This is a genomic window from Nostoc sp. 106C (assembly GCF_002154725.1).
In the GTDB taxonomy this organism is placed as follows: Bacteria; Cyanobacteriota; Cyanobacteriia; order Cyanobacteriales; family Nostocaceae; genus Aulosira.
In genome coordinates, this window is record NZ_MTAW01000100.1 from 1 (window position 1) to 20,058 (window position 20,058).

Sequence of the window (20,058 nt, forward strand, 5' to 3'; positions counted from 1 at the left end):
TTGCGTGCGGGGGTTCCCCCCCGTTGAGCAAACTTCGGGGGAGGGGATTAAGGGGAGGGGTAAAACGTATGTGGGATAAGCGTTTGAGCTTAAGTTGACACCAATGAGCATTGCTAAACCCCTACGAAAAATTTATGTGTATCAGGATTTTCGTGAATTGGTATTATCCCTCTTTTGTCACCTTCGGCAGAGAATAATCTGAAACCCCTATTTTTACGTGTGTTGTCAACAAAGGGATATAAATGACAAAGTTGGGATGCGATCGCACAATTCATTATTTTGTCTAGTGTTCAGAGTTGGTACAGTATTTTTCTCTCCTCGTAGTAACAAAAGAGGGATTATCTACGGTTTCTGCTATGCAATATGAAGTTTTAAGGCCAACGATAATTCGCTCACCCATTGGCATTACAGCAATTTCCAGGTAAATAGACGACCTAGTAAGGACACAACAATGTTGTGCTTTGATGACAGAGATGGTTCAAAATAAATGGAAAAGGCTTTAATTTCTATTATTTATTTTTATATATGCGTTATTAATGTGATGTCTCAACCAAAAAACTTTAGATTTTTTCACGAAAGATTTAAGATTGCTAGATGCGCCATTGTTTTAAAAGCGATCGCCATAAATTCAACCTCAAGGACGAAAAGTAAAGTATAAAAGTCTTACCTTCATACCTTACCCTTCATCCTTTAGCAGGTACTTGGTAAACTATTGCAGCCCTACCCAAATATTGCCTTCTTCTACACGGGTGGGGAAAACAGGTATTGCCTTTTCTTTAGAAATCAGACCCATCACTTTGCCAATACCAGGGGGAAAAGTAATCCATTCCGTAGGATTACCGCTAGAAAGGTCAAATGCGCTACGGTGGAAGGGACAGACAATCGCTCCATCATCTGTAATTTTACCTTTCTGCAAAGGTAGTTTCATGTGAGGGCAGGAATTTTCTATGGCGTAAATTTGGTTGTTATGGTGAACTAGTAGGATGGCACGTTTTTCTACTTTTACCACTTTGCGTTCATTAAGTGGTAGTTCATTTTCAGGAAGAACTTTAATCCAGTTCATAAATACCTCAATACCTCGCTTAACATCTTCTACAGGGCTGCTGCTTGATGGAAGACCTTGAAATTTTATGCTCTTTTAGCCATCAAAAAGCTAATTATGTACATCATTTCACAAGTTTGTAGCGGTTTAGCGAGTGTAAGAAGGCAGTGCCGAATAAAAGCAGAGGAGCAAGGGAGTGTGGGGAGAAATGGGACAAGGAGGACAGGGGGGATAAGGGAGATGAGAGAACTAATGACAAATGACAATTCAATATTGAGATGTATTGCAATCAGTTGGCTTGTTCCAAGAACTGTGCAGCGCCACGGTGGATTTATGAGCAGTGAGCACCACTTCTCCTTTAGGATTGATTGCCCATCCTGTAGCTTCTACAATCTTTGCGGAAGATGATTTAGTGGGATTTTGGCTCGCAATTGGTTGAGAAGAGGCTTGACGAACTCCATCCAGAGTAATCCAATCGGCAATCACAGCGTCACTATTAAGAGTTTCTGTAGGGCTAGAAGGTATGCCACCACGTCCGGTTACAGTAAAACTGCTTTTATTATTACTTGCGATCGCTCGACAACTTTGGTTTACTTTAAGTTCTACTGGTTGGGTTGGTAAGTTGACCAAGCCATTATTTGGGTCGACATCAGGTGTATTTATAGTGACTACGCCGCTTAAATTTGGGTTTGTCTGAGAAATTGCTGTGATGTCGTTACTGGGTAGCAATTGAGGGTTTAGTTTAGTTGGGTCGTTGCTGTCCAGAAGTCTCACCAAGTCATCTCGACTGCGCTGTTCTATGCCAAAAATACCAAAAGTGTTGATTTCGACTCTACCACCAGAGCCTGTAAAAGCGTTAGCGGTAATATCACTATTTTCTTTAGGGACAGCAACTATGAAGCCATCAGGGGTATTGATACTAATATTGCCACCATTGCCACCACCACCAGTAGTGCCTGCTGTCGTAGAGATTTGACTATTATTGCGTAACAGCAGTAAGTTCTGTATTTGTAGTGTCAAATCGCCGCCATTTCCTGATACGGTTTCAGCAACTAATTTGCCTTGTCTATCCAAACGAATTTCACGGGCATTAACTTCTAGTTTGCCTGCATTTCCTGACCCCAAGGCTTCTACAGTAACTCGCGCTCCATCCCTTACAATTAACTTTCCTGTATTTACCAATAAGGAACCTGCTTCTCCACTACCGCGACTGCGCGCAAATAAGCCACTAGGGTCTTTATCAACTGGTGATATTCCACTCAATTCTATCAAGTCAGAGGTATTGACACTCAGATTTCCGCCTTTCCCTTGACTATTCCTGCCTGTACCAGCTGTTACTACTCCTCCATCCTGGACAATCAATTGCCTGGTATCAATTTTTAAGGAGCCTGCGTTTCCCAAATCTAGAGTCTGAGTAAACAAGCCGCTAGGGTAATCAAGAAAAGAAGCTCCGCTGATTTTAATAAAATCTGAGGCAGTTACTTTTAATGTTCCCCCGTTGCCTCTACCTTGCCAAGCAGTAGTTGCTACGTTGGCCCCACCTTCAATGATTAATTTTCCTGTTTCTATACTCAAGGAACCGGCTGCGCCTTCTCCAAAGGTCTGAGTGAACAACCCACTAGGAAAACCAGCAAAAGACTTACCTTGGGAAATGGTGCCGCTTACTTGCACAAAGTCAGTGGCTTTTATCGTTAAACTTCCCCCGGAACCTGTTGTACCTTGAGTAGTAGCAGCTTTGATTTGGGAGCCGTCTTGAAGAGTTAACTGCTGTGCTTGAACAAGGATACCTCTACCATTTTCACTACCTAGGGTGTCTGCTTGGACTATAGAACCATCTGTAAGTTTAATTTGTCTACCTTGTAGCTGGATATAACCACTACCGGGTCCATCAGCTAAGATCACAACTAGATTTTTAAGTGATATGTCTGCTGGTGTGACGTTAGTAGGAAAGCTTAAAGGCTGATTTTGGCTATCAAGGTTGATTCCTACTATCCCTACTCCTGATATCCCACCCACAGCAATTTGTCCGCTTAGGGCTTTGAGAGTTCTACGATTCTCTTCTAACCTACCGTTACCATTCAGGTTAATGTTACCGCCCACTAACGCTAAAGTCTTACCTGTGGGTACTTCTAGCGCTCCGTAATGATTAATTTCTCCCCCAGTCTGCTCAAATTGCAACCCAACTGGTGTACTGACTGTCAATAAAGGTGTTGCTTCGGGACGAGTGGCGCTAAAAGTTGTACCGTCAGCAAACTGGATACTGCTTGCTGTACTAGCCACAAATGAACCAGCGATATTGAGTGTGGCATTTGCGCCAAAAAATATGCCGTTGGGATTAATCAAAAATAAGTTGGCATTGGAACCAACAGTACCAAGCTTGCCTAGAATTTCAGAGCGGTTATTACCAGTAACTCGCACCAAAATATTTTGAATATTACTGTTAGGACTTAAGAAAACTGCTGAACGTCCTTCACTAACGTTAAATTCTAGTAAACTGTGGAACAGATTGTTACTGCGAGTTGCTCCACCTGCGATCGCTTCCGTAGCCCCACCCTGGTAGTTTTGTATAACTTGAGATCTTTCATTACCGAGGCTATTATCAGGAGTAATGGCACTCTGGGCAAATACAGAATTTGTCATCAAAAAGCCCATGCCAAAGGTTAACCCCCCAACATTTGCTAAGCCCAGTTGCCAAGCACAACCTTTGCTACTGTGAGCCATTTCCAGTATTTGCCTCTGCTCAAAAACTACCAAATAAAAACGCTATTAATAGCGTCTGGTAGGGCGTCAGCAATCTAGTATACCTGGTTGATGACTCTGATTTAAATGAGAAGGAGCCAGAAGCAAGAATTCAGAATCACCCTACAAATGAATTTGAGGTTTTCACTCAAGATGCTCCGAAGAATAGATTCTTCCATATCTAAAGATAATTGCTCTGCCACCTTGATTCATTTGGCGATCGCATGAGTACAATTCTGATCTAATGTCCAGTTAAACACTTATCATTGCGACCGAAGGGAAGCAATCGCAAAGGTATTGGGATTGCTACTCTGCGAGAACGCCTTCGGCGAACGTTTCACTACCCTACGGGAAGCCGCCTGAAAGGCGTCTACGTTGCACTCGCGGCGGACATATCGCAACTAATTTAGCGGACATGGTATGACTCCTGACTCCTGAGTTCTTATTGCTTAGATTAATATTTACTCTGAGTCTAAAGTCTCTTCAGTCTCGCTAGGCTCAGATGGTTCAGTTTGGCTAGGCTGGGATGGTTCAGTCTGGTCGGGTTTAGATGGTGGCTGTAGATCAGGTAATAAGGGTTTGGGATTAGGCGGAGTATAAGTACTCTTGACTAAGGTGCGTGGGCGTTCTAGTGTGCAAACCATATAAAATTTTCCTCTGGGAAAAGATGAAACTATAGCTTTGGAGACTGGCTTGATGTAAATTCAATGTCTCCGCATATATATCGAGCTATTATTTAACTTTTATGCACAGAGCTAAATTTGTTACAAAACTTTAACCACAAAAGGAACAGGCAAGACTATTTGCTATTGGGCTATTAACTAGAGAACTACTGTAAACTTGGCACTGTTAATTGGGCAGGCTCTGTGGGAATTATGGATAAAAGACTTCCACAAGTCTGATCGGTCTAGAGGTAATATCTGCGAAGGTTGCGATCGCACTTTATGTTCATCCTATGCATTTTCTAGTTGGATGCGCAATGGAACTTGGTAACTGATGCACACAATATTTCTATCCAGGTTATGCCTACCTTATCAGTAATTAATAATGACTGTTGTATTAATCCTTTATCCTAATATGAGTACTACTACTGCCCACTTATGAGAAATTAGCTAAATATCAATCATAGAGTTTGCTAATGAATGTCTCAAAAATCACTTTAACTTCATTAAATAATATAATTGTATTTCCTTATAATTAAACAGAGATAGGAGTCTTGTTTAATTGTGGAAAAGAACGACTCATAAATCTACCTCCTTTGTTTTGCTTGTTCTCAGTACTTACGACTAAGTTTATGAATCAAACCGGATTGCTATATCAAGACAATCTCTTTACAGTTAGCCTGAATTAGGGTATTCCTTGATTGTCGTTTGATTTCGGAGAACGAAGATGACCGACAAAACTGACTGGACTTTTGCTAATTACCAACCCTTTGGCAGATCGTCAACGTGAGGCTTAAAAACGTGAAATCAAGTTTAAATGAACAGAGTTGGAATATTAAATTATTAATTTTACTGCGCTTTGCGTGTCAGTTGTATTTATTTGGTTTAATGTCCCATCCCCTTGTGGACGATCTAAACATATCTTTGTCACCGACTACTCATTATTGACAAATTCTTCACCCACAAGGCGAAGAGGATTTTTAACTCCTTTTCCACAGGATGACGCTAGCTCAACAACGGATTAAACTGTGGATAATGTCCAGAGATTGTTGCAGATGGCAACAATAAATAAAAATCCTAAAATATCACCATTATATATAAAGCTAATTATGTCATCGCATCAACCTAGTATTGATGAGACTGCCGATTTAATTATTGGAGTTCGCAATCCAGAAAATGGCTATTTACAAGAAGATACTCCTCCTGTAGGTTCCCTGGCTAAAAGACAAGGCACTATTTCTTCTTTTCTAGCTCCTCTAACACAAGAAACTTTTAAACAGGTTGTTAAAGAAGTCGAACAGAAATTACAGATTGTTCATCAAACTTTGTCAAGACTAGATTCTCATGGGTTTGAAACAATCCTCGAAGAAATGTTGCATTCGATTACTTTAAAAACTGGAGAATTATTAGGAGCAGACCGCACCACAATCTTTTTATTAGATGAAGAAAAACAACAACTATGGTCAATTTTAGCTGAGGCAGAAGGCGATCGCTCTTTGGAAATTCGCATTCCCGCAGATAAAGGAATTGCTGGTGAAGTTGCGACTTTCAAACAAGTAATCAATATTCCCTATGATTTTTATCAAGATCCCCGCTCTGTATTTGCTCGGGAACAAGAAAAAATTACTGGTTACCGTACATATACAATGCTGGCTTTGCCATTGTTGAATGAACATGGAGACTTAGTTGCAGTTGTACAATTACTAAATAAATTAAAATCTGTACATAATCCAGATGCTGCAATTGCAGAACGGATTGATACCAAAGGCTTTACTAACGCAGACGAAGAATTATTTCAAGAATTTGCGCCATCAATTCGATTGATTTTAGAATCATCGCGCTCCTTTTACGTAGCAACCCAAAAACAAAGAGCCGCCGCCGCATTAATGAAAGCGATTAAGTCGCTTTCTCAAAGTAATCTTGACTTAGAAGATACCCTAAAAAGGGTAATGGCAGAAGCCAAAGAACTAATGAATGCCGATCGCAGTACATTATGGTTAATCGACCGCGATCGCCAAGATCTATGGACAAAAATTACTCAAGATGATGGTTCAACAAAGGAATTACGAGTTCCCATAGGTAAAGGCTTTGCTGGCATAGTAGCTGCATCGGGTAAAAAGGTGAATATTCCTTTTGACTTGTACGATCATCCAGATTCGGAGACAGCTAAAAAAATTGATCAAGAAACTAGCTTTCGTACCTGTAGCTTACTTTGTATGCCAGTGTTTAACGCCGACCGACAATTGATTGGCGTTACCCAGTTAGTCAATAAAAGAAAATCGGGAGATTTTCCCCCTTACGATCATGCTCTTTGGCCTAAGGCTCCTGAATGCTTCCAAGCGAGTTTCGATCATAATGATGAAGAGTTTATGGAAGCTTTTAATATTCAAGCAGGAGTGGCGCTGCAAAATGCTCAGTTATTTGCCACAGTTAAGCAACAAGAACAAATGCAGCGAGATATTTTGCGCAGCCTTTCTAATGGTGTAATTTCCACCGATAAAGCCGGGTTAATTATTGCTGCAAATGAAAGTGCCAAACGTTTGTTAGATTTAAAAGAACAAGACCGATTAGAAGGTCTATCTATTCAAGATGTCATTACTATTAAAGAAGGTAATTTTAGCAAGTGGTGTGAGAATGCTTTAAATGCAGCTGACTTTAGGCACCGACAGCAATATTATCCCGATCGCATTCTTCTAACTCCTGGAACAGAACAGCACAGTATAAATTTATCGATTAATACAATTGCTGATGCTAGCGACCATAAACAAGTCAGTGGCGCATTAGTAGTTATGGAAGATATTAGCGATGAAAAGCGCCTCAAAAGTACGATGTACCGCTACATGACGCAGGAGTTAGCAGAGGAATTACTGAAATTAGATGATGCTAAATTAGGCGGTGATCGCAAAGAAGTTTCGATTTTATTTTCAGATATTCGTGGCTATACAACTTTAACGGAAAATCTAGAAGCTGAAGAAGTTGTAAGTATGCTCAATGAATATTTTGAATCAATGGTAGAGGCAGTTTTTAAACATAAAGGCACCCTCGATAAATACATTGGTGATGCGATTATGGCTGTGTTTGGTTCTCCTTTACCATTAGAAGAACACGCTTGGATGGCAGTGCAAACAGCTTTAGAAATGCGCCATCGTTTGAAAGATTTTAATCACTGTCGGTATTTAGCTAATAAGCCAAGAATCAACATTGGTATTGGCATTAATTCTGATACTGTCATTAGCGGTAATATTGGTTCTAGTAAAAGAATGGAATTTACAGCCATTGGTGATGGTGTAAACCTCGGTTCCCGACTAGAAAGTGTCAGTAAACAGTACGGCTGTGACATTATTATTAGCGATAACACTTATAAACCTTGCCGCGACAATATTTGGGCGAGGGAATTAGATTATATTCGCGTCAAAGGTAGAAATGAGCCAGTAGCTATATATGAACTACTTGGTTTGCGCTCCGATCCTATTAGTAGCCAAAAACTAGAAGTGATTGACCGTTATCACAAAGGACGTGAGTATTATATTCATCGTCAGTTTAGCTCGGCTCAAGCTGAGTTTGCCAAAGTTTTGGCTGCTGATAGTAACGACAAAGCTGCTATGTTGCATCTGCGCCGTTGTCAGCATTGGATAGAGTCTCCTCCATCAGATGCAGATTGGGATGAAGGTGTTTGGACTTTTAAAGAAAAGTAAAAGTCAACCCCATCTCCTGCGAAGACGCTACACGAAAGGGGAATTCAAAATTCAAACTTTTAATGACTAATAACTAATGACAATCACCACCCAAACGGAGAAAAAATAGAGTGACCGTGACTGTAAAAAGTTAGTCGGCCAAAGCCGAGAAATTGTCCGTGGGATTTTTCACCTGGGGGAAAAGCTGTAACGCCAAACAAATAAACACCCGAAACACTAGGATTCTGTCGGGGTTGAAGAGCAATTGTAATAGTTCTTCCAGGCGCTATCGGTGGATCAAATGTTAGTGAGGTTGTTTGAGTTTTGCGATCGCTAGTCGCATCTTTTAATCCTAACTTCTGTCCTTCATGAGAGCGCGTCCCTTCAAAGGCATAACTGTCTTTGAGATTGAAGCGAATGTAGTCTACTCCCTCACGCTGATTAATGGTTACTCTTTGCAGCGGTTCTCCTGCATTTTCTGGGAGGCTGAGAGTAAAGTAGTATGTTGCACCCCATATATAAACTTCGTTATAGGTAGTAGAGGCACCAACCAAGCGCGGTGGTGAGGCAAAATATACCGTCCCATCTTGCAACTGAATTGCTGGACTCGGTTTTGGGGTATATCCTTCTAGCCCAACTACGGTTGCGATCGCTATGCCCAATATAACTGCAACTCGCATTACTTTATCTAGATAATCAAATAGTACTGCTACGCGGAAGTCAAAAGAAGTTTATTCTAGGATTTTGCACCATTTTAAATAGGCACTTGATTTACACCGCGCTGTACTAGATGCTGTACTAGATAAATTGTATGTTGAAATCTTGTAAAGTACAAAACTCAACAAAATATTTCTATAGATTTAGCCGCTTCTACTTATTTAGAGAACTCCACATTTATCTATGAGTTTTATAGTAATGTTGGTAACCTCTGTACTTAGTTTTATCTCCATTAGCAACGATACCTAAGAGATTAACTGGAGAAATTTTTAGACTATCCTGAGCTTGCATTAGCCCCGATTTATCTGTTTTATCTAACCTCACCACAAGCACAACACCATCAGTGTAAGGTGCTAGCATTCTGGCATCAACTAATCCAACTATCGGGGGAACATCATAAATTACTAAATCAAAGGTTCTATGAAAATACCCCATCAGTTGCTTCATCTTTTCTGATGAGAGTAGCCTTGCAGGATCGGGTGGTATTGGCCCAGAAGTAATTACAGATAAGTTGTTCATCTCAGGCATTTGCCTAATCACCTGCCCTGCTGGTATGTTTGTCGAGATTAAACTACTTAATCCCCAGAGGTTATTTAAATCAGATAGGTGATGAACTTGGGGTCGGCGTAAATCAGCATCTACAATTAGTACTCGTTTGCCCATTGCTGCTGCTATTTGAGCTAGTTGGAATGAAACAGTGGACTTACCATCTCCTGGTAGTGCTGAGGTAATAATTAAGGAGCGAATGGGGTGATCGGAATTAAGCAGTTGAATATTTGAATATAGTACCTGTAAAGATTCCCAAAATTTGCCTTGACCGTAGTAGCGAGCGCTTCCCGTGTCCTTATGTAAAATTTTAGGTATTTCAAAAAGTTTGTCAGTAAACTTAAATGACTTTCTTTTGATTAAAGCTTTTGATTCTAGATGGTGATATTGACTATTTTGGACTTTTTTATCAAAAGGTAAAATCCCTAATACTGGTAATTTGATTTTTTCCTTTAAGCTCTCGACAGTATGGTAGGTATTGTCGGCTTTTTCTAAGAGTAAACTGATGCCAACACCTAAAAGCAAACTTGCGACAAATCCTAATGTCAAACTACGCGGTACATTAGGAAATATAGGTAATTCAGGTTGAGAAGGTCCTTGGATTAATTCCCAAGGTAGTTCTGTTTGAGCCGCCTGAATTTGCAGGGTTTCGCGAGTAGTTAAAAAGCGATTTAAACTCTCAGTTGCATTTTGTAAATCTCTTTGGAGCTCGGTATATCTTCTTGCGAGAACTGGTAATAGCTTAGCTTTTTGTTGGGATTGCTGTTCTACTTTAGCGAGCTCTTGGCTTTGTGCTTCTAAAAACTGAATTTGAGTTGTGATCTCAGCAAATTTTACTCCCAAAATACGCTGTGCCTCTTCTTGTAGCAAATTCAACAGGTTTTGTCTTTTCTCCTGTAAAGTTTGCATAACTGGGTTATCTGATTTAAACCGAGTTTTTTCTACAGAAATTTGAATGTCTAATTGGCGTAGCTGAACAATTAATTGTTGATAAACAGCCGCATTATTGAGTATAGCTGTTTCTCCTTGTTCTCCTCTTAGGCTTGCAAAATTAGCGTGAGCTAAAACTAATTGTTGATCAATAGCTATTCTTTGAGCAGACAATGCTTGGAGTTGAGATTGAATTTGTTCTACCTGAGCTTCTGGGTTAATAAATTCATATTTCTGACGAAAAATTTGTAACTCTTTTTGTAACTGCTCTACTCTACTTTTGATTGGTGGCAGTTGTTTTTCGACAAACTGTAAACCTTGTCGTAATTTTGTTTGCCGCTTTTCTAAACTGTAATTCAAATAATATTTGGCAACTAAATCTAGTACTAATTTAACCTGTCTCCGATCATTACTTTTATAACTTATTTCTATAATTTTACTTGTACCTAAACGACGAATTGCCAAAGATTCGCTAAGAGTGTAATATCTAAATTCTGGATAGTTAATTTGCAGTTCCTTTATCAGTCCCGCCATTAGTTCGGGACTTGTGAGTACCTGTATTTGGCTGTCATAATCTAGACCTGGTTGAGTTACATTTAAATTTGAGTCTGGAGTAAGTCTCGCTAAGTTGTTGTTATCGTTAGTGACAGGTTCTACTAATAACCTAAAATTACTTTGATAAATAGGTTTCTGATTAATACTTGAGTAAGTAACACCGCCCATCACAACAGTTGTAACTCCTGCAATGACGAACGCTCGTCTTTTTAAAATACTTAGAAATTGCTGTAAATTCCAATCATTATTTTCGCTAGCAAACCATGAAAAGCTTTGAGCAGGAAGTGCTTGATACTGGGCACTGCCATTCCGTTCATAGCTTGAGCTTTTAGTGAAATGATTCTCCATAATTAATTGGTATTAAGTAATAAGCTTAGATAGGGTTGTGATCATAACTTTTAGCAAGTTACGATCCGCTATTGTCATTCTATTTAAGTTGTGGAATCAGAAAAGTCAATACTCTAGTTAGGTAAATGCAGTATTTTTAATTTTTAAGTGTGAATTTAGTGGTTCCTCTCCAGCAATTCCTAAAAAATTAAGAATTAATTTATTGATATAGCTGTTCTAGACTACCATCGACAACTAGTCAATGTTTTGGAGGATAGGACATAAATCAGTATTTATACTCTGTTCTATGTCAATCTTCATTAGCTAGTTGCAATAAAACACGGTTGAGATTGATCGGGGTGATCTTGGTTAACTTAGTCAAATGCTTTGACAAATTTATTGTGCACTTTACGTAGTACCATGAACTCTATTATACTGACGCAAGTATATTCTGGCTTTTTTCAGCTAGCCTGAGTATGGTTAAAGAATTAAAGTATAAATTATGTTACGTTGCTAATCAGTTTGTTTTAGTTGAATGTATTTTTTGTCACTAGTCAAGGTCATTATTTATTTTCTGTCCTCTTTTTAGGTGATCTAATTGCGACGCTCAAAAACTCGTTACCTCTACTGCTACTTCAGATCGCAGCCTCATAAGTCAGTCGAACCTTAGGGTATTCTGAGATAAAAGCTCAAGACAGACTGCTTTCCCTTCCTCCTGCTTTTTCAAGTTAGAGAAAGCTTAAGTCCTGTGGCCAAGCCTCACAATTGTCTAAATTTAATGCGATTTATTCTGGGTTAAGAATTAGTCTGTTCTAGTAATGTTGCATTGCTGGGTTGGTTTTTATTGATATGGTAGATACCCTACTGCATTTTCACCAATTATGATATTACGTGAATATTAAGTTTTGTATATAGCGATTTCTAGCTTGATACTGAGGTAAACATCATTGTGATAACGTGCTAGCTTCTAAAAGCTAAGAATGAGAAAGTCCTCATCAGATCTTAGCCAATGCTAATTGATGGGTTTAAAAACTATTTGCAATTTCTAGTTTGAGTTTTCTAGCTACGCAGCTATCTCAGCCTTATATATATAAATAATGCTTATCTCTAAAAGAGACTCTTTAAATTAGACTCCGTGAATGCTACAACAGATTAATTTCATAAAAATTTTATATGCTAGCAATTGCTAGTACCCAATGTTTGTCAAGATTAAATATTTTTATGTTCACGACTGAAATACTTTATTCTAAATGAGAGCTAGAGACAATCTATTTATTTTTTATTTTAGTACTCCCCAAAATATAAATGGTATGATAATATGCCAATTTAATTAGGTGTTCTAAAGGCTACTATAGTTACTGCGGCAATTCTCAAAACGCTTATATTGCAAGTAATAGACCATTTGTAAAGTTCTTCTTAGAGAATGATGCTTCTACAAGATGCTTGAAAAACAAGCATCATTTATTACACTAGCAAAAAATAATCAAAATCCTTACTCTTGTAAATATTGAGGATTTTTTAACATAACGGATGGTAGATTTTGAAGTTCCCACTTAGGTAGATATCAGGATTTTTCTTTTAAAAAAATAATATTATTCAAAGGAAATCAGCATGACTTGGAATAGTTTTGCTTCCATAACTAGTGGGAATAAAAAGTAGTAGAAATCTACCAGTCTTACAAAAATTTACATATTATTTGCAAAAATATCCTGCTTTTTCACTAAATTTCTTAGACATCGATTATAAAGGAACTGAACTGCAAGTATTGAGCAAAGTAGGCAAACTTTTGTCCCGCTCTTTGACAAGTTTAAATCTAAGTCTAATTTTTTTAAAGGACGATCTAGTCAATGACATTCAGTGAATGGCTGAAAAAATCGTTGCTAACCAAATCTACCAACAAGGTTTCTCAAAATCAGCAACTGTATCAAACTGATAGAGATTTGTTGTCACATGAAAAAGTTAACTTCGAGAATGGAAGACACCATAATGGAGAGAGTTTTCGCACATTTGCGTTGTCTCCTCTAGCCCAACGTCAGTCTTTAGGAGTAAATCAAACTTGGTATGAGCAGTCGCTGAACTTATCTGTAATCACTGAGTTTTTTCCCCCAGACTATGCTGCCACAGGGCAGCTGATTGAAGAACTGGTGAGACAGTTAGGGAAACAAGGAGTAAACATTGAGGTGTTTACAGGTCAACCAGGGTATGCCTTTGGGACTTCTAGTGCTCCTGCGGTAGAACAAGTAGGTCGAGTCCGCATTCAACGATCGCGCACTGCTCAACTGTGGTCGCGGCGGCTTCGTGGTAAAGCTATCAATGGTATCTTGTTTACCTTGCGTTCTGTACTGCATCTAGTTAAATGTTGCCGTCGCCACGATGTCTGTTTACTGACTTCAGCACCTCCATTTTTACCAATTGTGGGATATTTAGCCCATTTGTTTTTCGGGCTTTCTTATGTGTGTTTAATTTATGACATTTATCCTGATATTGCGATCGCGCTGGGAGTAATCCCCAAAAATCACTGGCTGGCTGGTTTCTGGCAAGCTGTTAACAGAAAAATTTGGCAAAGGGCTAAAGGAATAGTGGTTTTAAGTCCTGCGATGAAACAGCGGGTAGTGGCTATCTGTCCAGAGGTAGCAGATAAGGTTTCCGTGATTCATAGTTGGGGAGATCCTGACTTGATCGTGCCCATTGTAAAAAAAGATAACTGGTTTGCTAAGAAATATGATTTAGTGAAAAAATTTACCGTACTTTATTCCGGTAACATGGGTCGGTGTCATGATATGGACACCATTTTAGAAGCAGCAAAACAACTGCAAGATGAGCCAATTCAGTTTGTCTGCATTGGTGGGGGCGCAAAACACGAAGGTGTGATTCAGGAGGTCAATCGATTAGGTTTAAACAATTTTCTTTTTCTGCCTTATCAAGACAAACAAGTATTACCCTACTCACTGACAGCTTGCGATCTATCGTTGGTGAGTGTAGAAGCTGGCATGGAAAGTTTAGTTGCACCTAGCAAGCTTTACCCAGCTTTGGCAACGGGACGTCCAGTGGCAGTAATCTGCTCAGAGTATTCTTACTTAAGACAACTAATTACAGAGGCGCAATGTGGCGCTAGTTTCGAGAATGGTGACAGTTACGGACTAGCTGAGTTTATTCGCTTACTTAATAGGGATAAACAACTGGCAGAACTCATGGGTCAGGCATCTCGTAAGTATTTGCAGTCGCATTTTACGCCTGAAATCATAGCTAAACAATATTTAAGAGTCCTGCAACAGGCTATTTCTTAAGGCTTTTGAGTGTTAATACGCATAATAATCCTCAAAATCGTATTAATTTACCTTCAATTTTGGCTTGACAATCGGAAATTGCGGCTATATAAACAAAGTGCGTCTACCTTTTTAGGAACGCTAACCCTTAAAGTTATGCTTTGCAATACAGCAAACGCAGACTCTTAATCAGCAGAATTACGTATATCTGCTGCCAAAGAAGAGATAGTGAAGCATGTTCCTTAAAACTTGCACTAGTTCACAAGTTTTTCTTCTCAAACTCAATAACTAACTGTTGATTTAGGAGTGGGCTTTGATGGTCTTTATGATCTCAGTCCCTTCAACGCAACCTTCTTGTGATTTCTTTTATGTCACTTAATACGGAGGGCCGAAGTGCAGAGAAGGTGTGACCGAAATCGAAAACGTTCTAAACGACGAGCTATATATTGTCTGATTCATGGGTGCTACATGAATAGTATGAGCCAAAAATACGGGTTGTTTGCTGAACGGGCAGGACAGCTACAACAACGAGGAATCAAACGACGAGAGGCCTTGATGTTAGTGGCAGCCAAGACGGCTGTTCCTTTAGAAGGTGAATGGTTAGAAGCCTTTTGGTGTGAAGAATGCCAAGAAACCAAGTGGTATCACATTTGTAAGCGCGACTCTAGTTATGAGTTATCACTAGCACCACCAGAACTTTGGCAACAGGCAACGGGGGTAATGCATCCAAATGGAAACCCTTCTGTCGGAGAGTTCACTAGCAGACATTCCCGGATGATGAATCACCGAAGCATTCAGGATTTTAAGTTTATGTACTAATGCAAACACTCAAACATCTGTCGTTTTGAGCGAAGCAGAAGCTTAAAGATAATTCGCTTCGATCAAAATGACACCTGAAAATGCAAAATAAACAAAGCTTTATTGGAAAAAATAGAGCATTTATAAGTTTGAGTCGAACATTTGCAGCTTTGGATCGGTTTTTTATTGTAAAAAATGGAGTATTCATAAGTTTTAGTTGAATCTTTATAGCTTTGGTTTAGTCTTACTTATGAAAAGTGGAGCATTTATAAGTTTGAGTCGAATCTTTGCAGCTTTGGGTTAATTTTTTTTGTAAAAAATGGTGTGTTTACAAGTTTTGTCGCATTTTTTGCAATAAATATGGAATTTCTTGCAACAAAAAACCATTAAGTTAGGAAATTTACGCAATTCCTCAGAAAATTTGATCGCTCCTGATTCCCAGTTAACACTAGTCCCGTATTGGTCAAGCATAAGTTAATTTATGTGTAGCCTTTCAAACATGGACATACTGCTATGGGAAGACCAAAGCGTACTTCGGTAACTTTAGAAAAAGCCCAGCGTCGGATAGCTGGTTTAAAGACAATTGATGGCTCACTAGATTTGGGAAATGGGCTTACGGTCGAAATATTTTCAGAATTAATTGAAGATACACGTAGAAAATTAGAGGCTCATAATATCGCAGTGTCAGCGGCCGATCAGACAGGTACTCTGGTTTCACAAGCAGAGCGATCGCTTGCTGATTTATCAGAACGGATGCTAACTGGGGTAGCTTCTAAATATGGTAAAGGTAGTGATGAATATGAGATGGCTGGGGGTGCACGCAAGCGCACTGGCAAGCGGAATTCTCGCAAAGTAAATGCATCAACGCTTACATAAAGTACGAGTTCAGCATTATATATCTCAACAACTTGCTAACGAATTATTATTAACCCACAATAGGGACACAACAATTTGTGTCCCTATCAAATTAAGAGCGATGGGTGTAGATCCAGATAATTTATAATTTTTTAAATTTTGCAATTGCCTTGAGAGAATTACAATAAAATACCCAAATGCTTGTAGGGGCACAGCATTGCTCATACGTGTCAACTTAACGTGAAACCCTTGTTAAAACGTGATTTTGTATTCACTCACTTACCATTACGATCCTCGTCACCCCACCCCAGTTTTGTCTAAAGCCAAAACTTCCCCTCCCCGCAGGCGGGGAGGGGATTAAGGGGTGGGGTAAAACGTATATGGGATAAGCGTTTGAGCTTAAGTTGACACCAATGAGCAATGCTGTGCCCTTTGTGCTGTAAATGTGGAACCGCCGATCAATTTTGATGAAGTGAGACAAATTGATGAAAAAAGCTCTGATTTGTGGAATATCTGGTCAAGATGGAGCTTACCTAGCGCAATTGCTTCTCAATCAAGGCTATTCAGTTTGTGGTACTTCCCGCGATGCTCAAATTTCTTCCTTTCAAAATTTGCTGCACTTAGGAATTCGAGACCAGGTAAAGCTAGAGTCAATGGCTTTAACTGACTTCCGCAGTGTGTTGCAGGTACTAACAAAAATTCAACCAGATGAAATCTACAACTTGGCAGGACAAAGTTCAGTTGGTTTATCCTTTGGTCAACCAGTAGAAACTTTAGAAAGTATAGCCACTGGTACTCTCAATTTATTAGAAGCTGTTCGCTTTTTAGGTGCACCAATCAAAGTTTACAATGCTGGTTCTAGTGAGTGTTTTGGTGATACTGGCGAGACAGCAGCTGATGAAACAACACCGTTCCGTCCTAGAAGCCCTTATGCTGTAGCAAAAGCCACGGCTTTTTGGGAAGTTGCTAACTACCGCGAAGCTTACGGTTTATTTGCCTGTTCGGGAATTTTGTTTAATCACGAATCTCCCCTGCGGCCAGAAAGATTTGTCACTCAAAAAATTATTGCTGGTGTCTGTCGCATTGCTCAAGGTAGTACTGAGAATGTCTATTTAGGAAATATGCAAATTCAGCGTGACTGGGGTTGGGCACCAGAATATGTTGAGGCAATGTATTTAATGTTGCAACAAGAACAACCCGATGATTATGTAATTGCTACTGGAGAAAGCAGTTCCTTAGAAGATTTTGTGGCTGCTGCTTTTGCATCTGTAGATTTAGATTGGCGTAAGCATGTGGTGATAGATAGTAGCCTATTAAGACCAACAGATTTAGCAGTGGGTAGAGGAAATCCAGCTAAAGCTAAGAACAAGTTGGGATGGCAAGCAAAATACAAGACGAAAGATGTGGTGCAGATGATGGTTCAAGCAAGGTTAGCTAAGTCATGACAATGAAAGACACCATTCCTCAGCCCAATTTAGTGTGTTTTCTGCAATGTTGCCTTGACAGTTCTTTTCAAATGCGCTTTCAGAATGCAGCAATAGTTTGATTAGCAATGCCAATTTAATTTCTAAAGTCTACTTTCCTCGCTTAGTAGTGCCGACAAGTTCTGTAGTGGTAAGCTTTGTAGATTTTTTAGTATCCGGCATGATTTTGTTGGGGTTAATGGCTTGGTATAATTCTGTCCCGAGTTGGCGAATTTTAACACTACCTCTATTTATTGCGATCGCCTTTGCTGCTTCAATGGCTACCGGATTATAGCTGGCTTCGTTAAATGTGAAGTATCGAGATTTTCGTTATATTGTGCCGTTTATTGTGCAATTTGGTTGTATATCTCGCTAGTGGGATTTAGCAGCAGTATTGTGCCAGAACAGTGGCGCTTGCTCTACTCCTTAAATTTAACAATTGCAAATCTTTTTAGAATCTAATCTATTATCTTAAATGCTTTCCGTGATTAACAACAGGGTCATGTAACGACCAAACTATGTTATGAAATTTCTTAATTTAGTTAAACTAAGCAACTAAATGTACCTATCTTTTTTACCGTCTAATTTTGTCCATTGGTTGAAGATACTAAGTAAATTTGTTTCTATCCAAATTGTAGTTCAAGCTTTGGGGCTAGTAAGCGGAATTTGGTTAGTTCGGACACTAGACCAGCAACAATATGCCTATTTCACTATTGCTAATACAATGCAGGCAACAATGAATTTGCTGGCTGATATAGGCATTAGTACAAGTATATCTGCAATTGGAGGGAAAGTTTGGCAAGATCGCTACCGTTTTGGTCAGTTAATAAATACTGCAATGCGGTTGCGATACTTTTTAGCAACTATTTCAGTTACTATAATTACGCCTATTTTAATTTGGATGTTAATTCAAAATGGTGCTTCAACAATTTATGCAATTTTAATATCTATTGTAGTTTTAGCCGGATTAAATTTTCAGCTAACATCTGATGTTTTAATAGTAGTACCTCGCTTTCATTCTCAAATTAATAAAATGCAGAAATTAGATTTATTTTCTGCATTTTTTAGGATCGTATTTATCGGCTTAGGTTACTTAACTTTTTGGAATGCCGGAGTAGCAATTGCATCTACATCTCTCGTATCAGGATTACAGCGTTTTGTTTTAGGGGGTTGGGTTAGCGAAAACATTGATATGCAGTCGCCTTTTAATAATGAAGATAAAAATTTTATACTAAAAACTATTAAAAATACACTGCCTTCTACTATTTTCTTTTGCTTTCAAGGGCAACTAAGTATTTTTATTATTACCATATTTGGTAATACAAAAAGCATAGCAGAAATAGGTGCTTTAGGACGAATAAGTATTATTTTTACACTAATTAATTCGGTGATGACTGCAATTATTTTACCAAGTTTTTCTCGTTGTCAATCAGCCAAACTGTTAACTAAACGTTATTTACAAATATTAAGTATATTTTTTGGATTTGGTTTATTATTAATTTTTTTATCAGTAATTTTTCCTAGCGAAATACTTTGGATTCTTGGAGGAAAGTATCAGCACCTTAAAAATGAATTAGTACTGATGGTTATTTTAACAGTGGTAAATTCTTTTGTCGGAATCATGTCTTCTTTAAATTTTTCCAAAGCTTGGATTGAGTTTATTTGGATTGAAATACCAATGAGATTAGTTTTGCAAGCTATTTTGCTAATGATTTTAAATATCTCAACAATTCAAGGAGTTATTTGGTTGAGTTTGTTATCAAATATTTCTCCCTTTTTAGTCAATGCAATGCTTACATATAGAGGTTTAAAAAGTTACAATGCTACTTAACATAGCAAAGATATCAAAATTTATTTTCGTAGAAAAAGCTCTTTTAAGACAATTTTTTTGATTTTTTAAACGTCAATTGGTTATATAACTTCAGTAGTAACAGATAGAGCCATGACTGTATTATCCGTTGGTTGCGGTCTCAAACCACCACAAAACGATTTAGTTAGATTAGATATATCCTCAGCAGTAAATCCTGATGTAGTTTGGGATTTAGAAAAAACTCCTTATCCGTTTAATGATTCAAGCTTTTCTGAAATTGAATGTTTGGATGTTATAGAACATCTAGGATGTATTCCAAATGCTTTAGAGGAATTCCATCGCATTCTAAAACCTGAGGGTGTACTTAAGATAACTACACCTCATTTTTCTTGTGCCAACTCATACATAGACCCAACCCACAAATGGCATTTAAGTTATTTCTCTTTTGATTATTTCTCTAATAGCCATAATTTGTCATATTACTCAAAAGCTAGATACCGAATTAAATATCGTCATCTACAATTTCAAGGTAGTAGATTCAATCGTTCTATTGTAAGTAGATTAGCTAACAAATTTCCTAAAAATTATGAGCAAAGATGGGCTTGGATGTTTCCAGCTTGGTATCTTTATTTTGAATTAGAGGCTATTAAATAAGGCTAGTATTAAGCATTTAA

At 38.5% G+C, this 20,058-nt stretch carries 12 protein-coding genes and 1 pseudogene; 8 read left to right on the forward strand and 5 right to left on the reverse strand.

Annotation, left to right across the window (positions count from 1 at the left end):
- Positions 1–709 precede the first annotated feature (709 nt).
- The 3 genes from BV375_RS13180 to BV375_RS13190 form a co-directional block, all read right to left on the reverse strand.
- Complete coding sequence (locus BV375_RS13180) at positions 710–1,063, reverse strand: Rieske (2Fe-2S) protein (protein WP_086761134.1); 354 nt, start codon at positions 1,061–1,063, stop codon at positions 710–712.
- 246 nt (positions 1,064–1,309) lie between these two features.
- Positions 1,310–3,763 (reverse strand): filamentous hemagglutinin N-terminal domain-containing protein, encoded by a 2,454-nt coding sequence (locus tag BV375_RS13185; protein ID WP_086761136.1) that lies wholly within the window; start codon positions 3,761–3,763, stop codon positions 1,310–1,312.
- 479 nt (positions 3,764–4,242) lie between these two features.
- On the reverse strand, positions 4,243–4,425 hold the full coding sequence (locus BV375_RS13190) for a hypothetical protein (protein ID WP_086761138.1): 183 nt from the start codon (positions 4,423–4,425) through the stop codon (positions 4,243–4,245).
- Positions 4,426–5,552: 1,127 nt separating this feature from the next.
- Between BV375_RS13190 and BV375_RS13195 the strand changes: the two genes are divergently transcribed.
- Positions 5,553–8,138, forward strand: coding sequence for an adenylate/guanylate cyclase domain-containing protein (locus tag BV375_RS13195; protein WP_086761140.1), 2,586 nt, complete (start codon positions 5,553–5,555; stop codon positions 8,136–8,138).
- A gap of 83 nt (positions 8,139–8,221) precedes the next feature.
- Here the strand turns inward: BV375_RS13195 and BV375_RS13200 are convergent, their stop codons facing one another.
- Positions 8,222–8,797, reverse strand: coding sequence for a DUF2808 domain-containing protein (locus BV375_RS13200; RefSeq protein ID WP_086761142.1), 576 nt, complete (start codon positions 8,795–8,797; stop codon positions 8,222–8,224).
- A gap of 214 nt (positions 8,798–9,011) precedes the next feature.
- A complete protein-coding gene (locus tag BV375_RS13205) occupies positions 9,012–11,213 on the reverse strand; it encodes a polysaccharide biosynthesis tyrosine autokinase (RefSeq protein ID WP_086761144.1) in 2,202 nt (733 codons plus the stop codon).
- Positions 11,214–13,039: 1,826 nt separating this feature from the next.
- On the opposite strand from BV375_RS13205, the gene BV375_RS13215 reads away from it, so the two are divergent.
- The 7 genes and pseudogenes from BV375_RS13215 to BV375_RS13245 all read left to right on the forward strand — a co-directional run bounded on the left by BV375_RS13215 (position 13,040) and on the right by BV375_RS13245 (position 20,038).
- On the forward strand, positions 13,040–14,479 hold the full coding sequence (locus tag BV375_RS13215) for a glycosyltransferase family 4 protein (RefSeq protein ID WP_086761148.1): 1,440 nt from the start codon (positions 13,040–13,042) through the stop codon (positions 14,477–14,479).
- Positions 14,480–14,851: 372 nt separating this feature from the next.
- A complete protein-coding gene (locus BV375_RS13220; RefSeq protein ID WP_086761150.1) occupies positions 14,852–15,277 on the forward strand; it encodes a hypothetical protein in 426 nt (141 codons plus the stop codon).
- A 492-nt stretch (positions 15,278–15,769) separates the two neighbouring features.
- Entirely contained in the window at positions 15,770–16,132 is a 363-nt protein-coding gene (locus tag BV375_RS13225; RefSeq protein WP_086761152.1) for a hypothetical protein, read from the forward strand.
- Between the two features lie 464 nt (positions 16,133–16,596).
- Entirely contained in the window at positions 16,597–17,556 is a 960-nt protein-coding gene (locus tag BV375_RS13230; RefSeq protein WP_208099113.1) for a GDP-mannose 4,6-dehydratase, read from the forward strand.
- Between the two features lie 12 nt (positions 17,557–17,568).
- A pseudogene (locus BV375_RS13235) lies at positions 17,569–18,006 on the forward strand (ABC transporter permease); the annotation flags it as partial.
- 127 nt (positions 18,007–18,133) lie between these two features.
- Positions 18,134–19,405 (forward strand): polysaccharide biosynthesis protein, encoded by a 1,272-nt coding sequence (locus BV375_RS13240; protein WP_086761156.1) that lies wholly within the window; start codon positions 18,134–18,136, stop codon positions 19,403–19,405.
- Between the two features lie 111 nt (positions 19,406–19,516).
- Positions 19,517–20,038 (forward strand): methyltransferase domain-containing protein, encoded by a 522-nt coding sequence (locus tag BV375_RS13245; RefSeq protein WP_086761158.1) that lies wholly within the window; start codon positions 19,517–19,519, stop codon positions 20,036–20,038.
- Positions 20,039–20,058: the final 20 nt, after the last annotated feature.

What these genes read in the sequence shown, in the direction of transcription:
- BV375_RS13180 (WP_086761134.1), bottom strand. Translation starts at nt 1,063, where the DNA reads ATGAACTGGATTAAAGTTCTTCCTGAAAATGAACTACCACTTAATGAA.
- BV375_RS13185 (WP_086761136.1), bottom strand. Translation starts at nt 3,763, where the DNA reads ATGGCTCACAGTAGCAAAGGTTGTGCTTGGCAACTGGGCTTAGCAAAT.
- BV375_RS13190 (WP_086761138.1), bottom strand. Translation starts at nt 4,425, where the DNA reads ATGGTTTGCACACTAGAACGCCCACGCACCTTAGTCAAGAGTACTTAT.
- BV375_RS13195 (WP_086761140.1), top strand. Translation starts at nt 5,553, where the DNA reads ATGTCATCGCATCAACCTAGTATTGATGAGACTGCCGATTTAATTATT.
- BV375_RS13200 (WP_086761142.1), bottom strand. Translation starts at nt 8,797, where the DNA reads ATGCGAGTTGCAGTTATATTGGGCATAGCGATCGCAACCGTAGTTGGG.
- BV375_RS13205 (WP_086761144.1), bottom strand. Translation starts at nt 11,213, where the DNA reads ATGGAGAATCATTTCACTAAAAGCTCAAGCTATGAACGGAATGGCAGT.
- BV375_RS13215 (WP_086761148.1), top strand. Translation starts at nt 13,040, where the DNA reads ATGACATTCAGTGAATGGCTGAAAAAATCGTTGCTAACCAAATCTACC.
- BV375_RS13225 (WP_086761152.1), top strand. Translation starts at nt 15,770, where the DNA reads ATGGGAAGACCAAAGCGTACTTCGGTAACTTTAGAAAAAGCCCAGCGT.
- BV375_RS13230 (WP_208099113.1), top strand. Translation starts at nt 16,597, where the DNA reads ATGAAAAAAGCTCTGATTTGTGGAATATCTGGTCAAGATGGAGCTTAC.
- BV375_RS13240 (WP_086761156.1), top strand. Translation starts at nt 18,134, where the DNA reads ATGTACCTATCTTTTTTACCGTCTAATTTTGTCCATTGGTTGAAGATA.
- BV375_RS13245 (WP_086761158.1), top strand. Translation starts at nt 19,517, where the DNA reads ATGACTGTATTATCCGTTGGTTGCGGTCTCAAACCACCACAAAACGAT.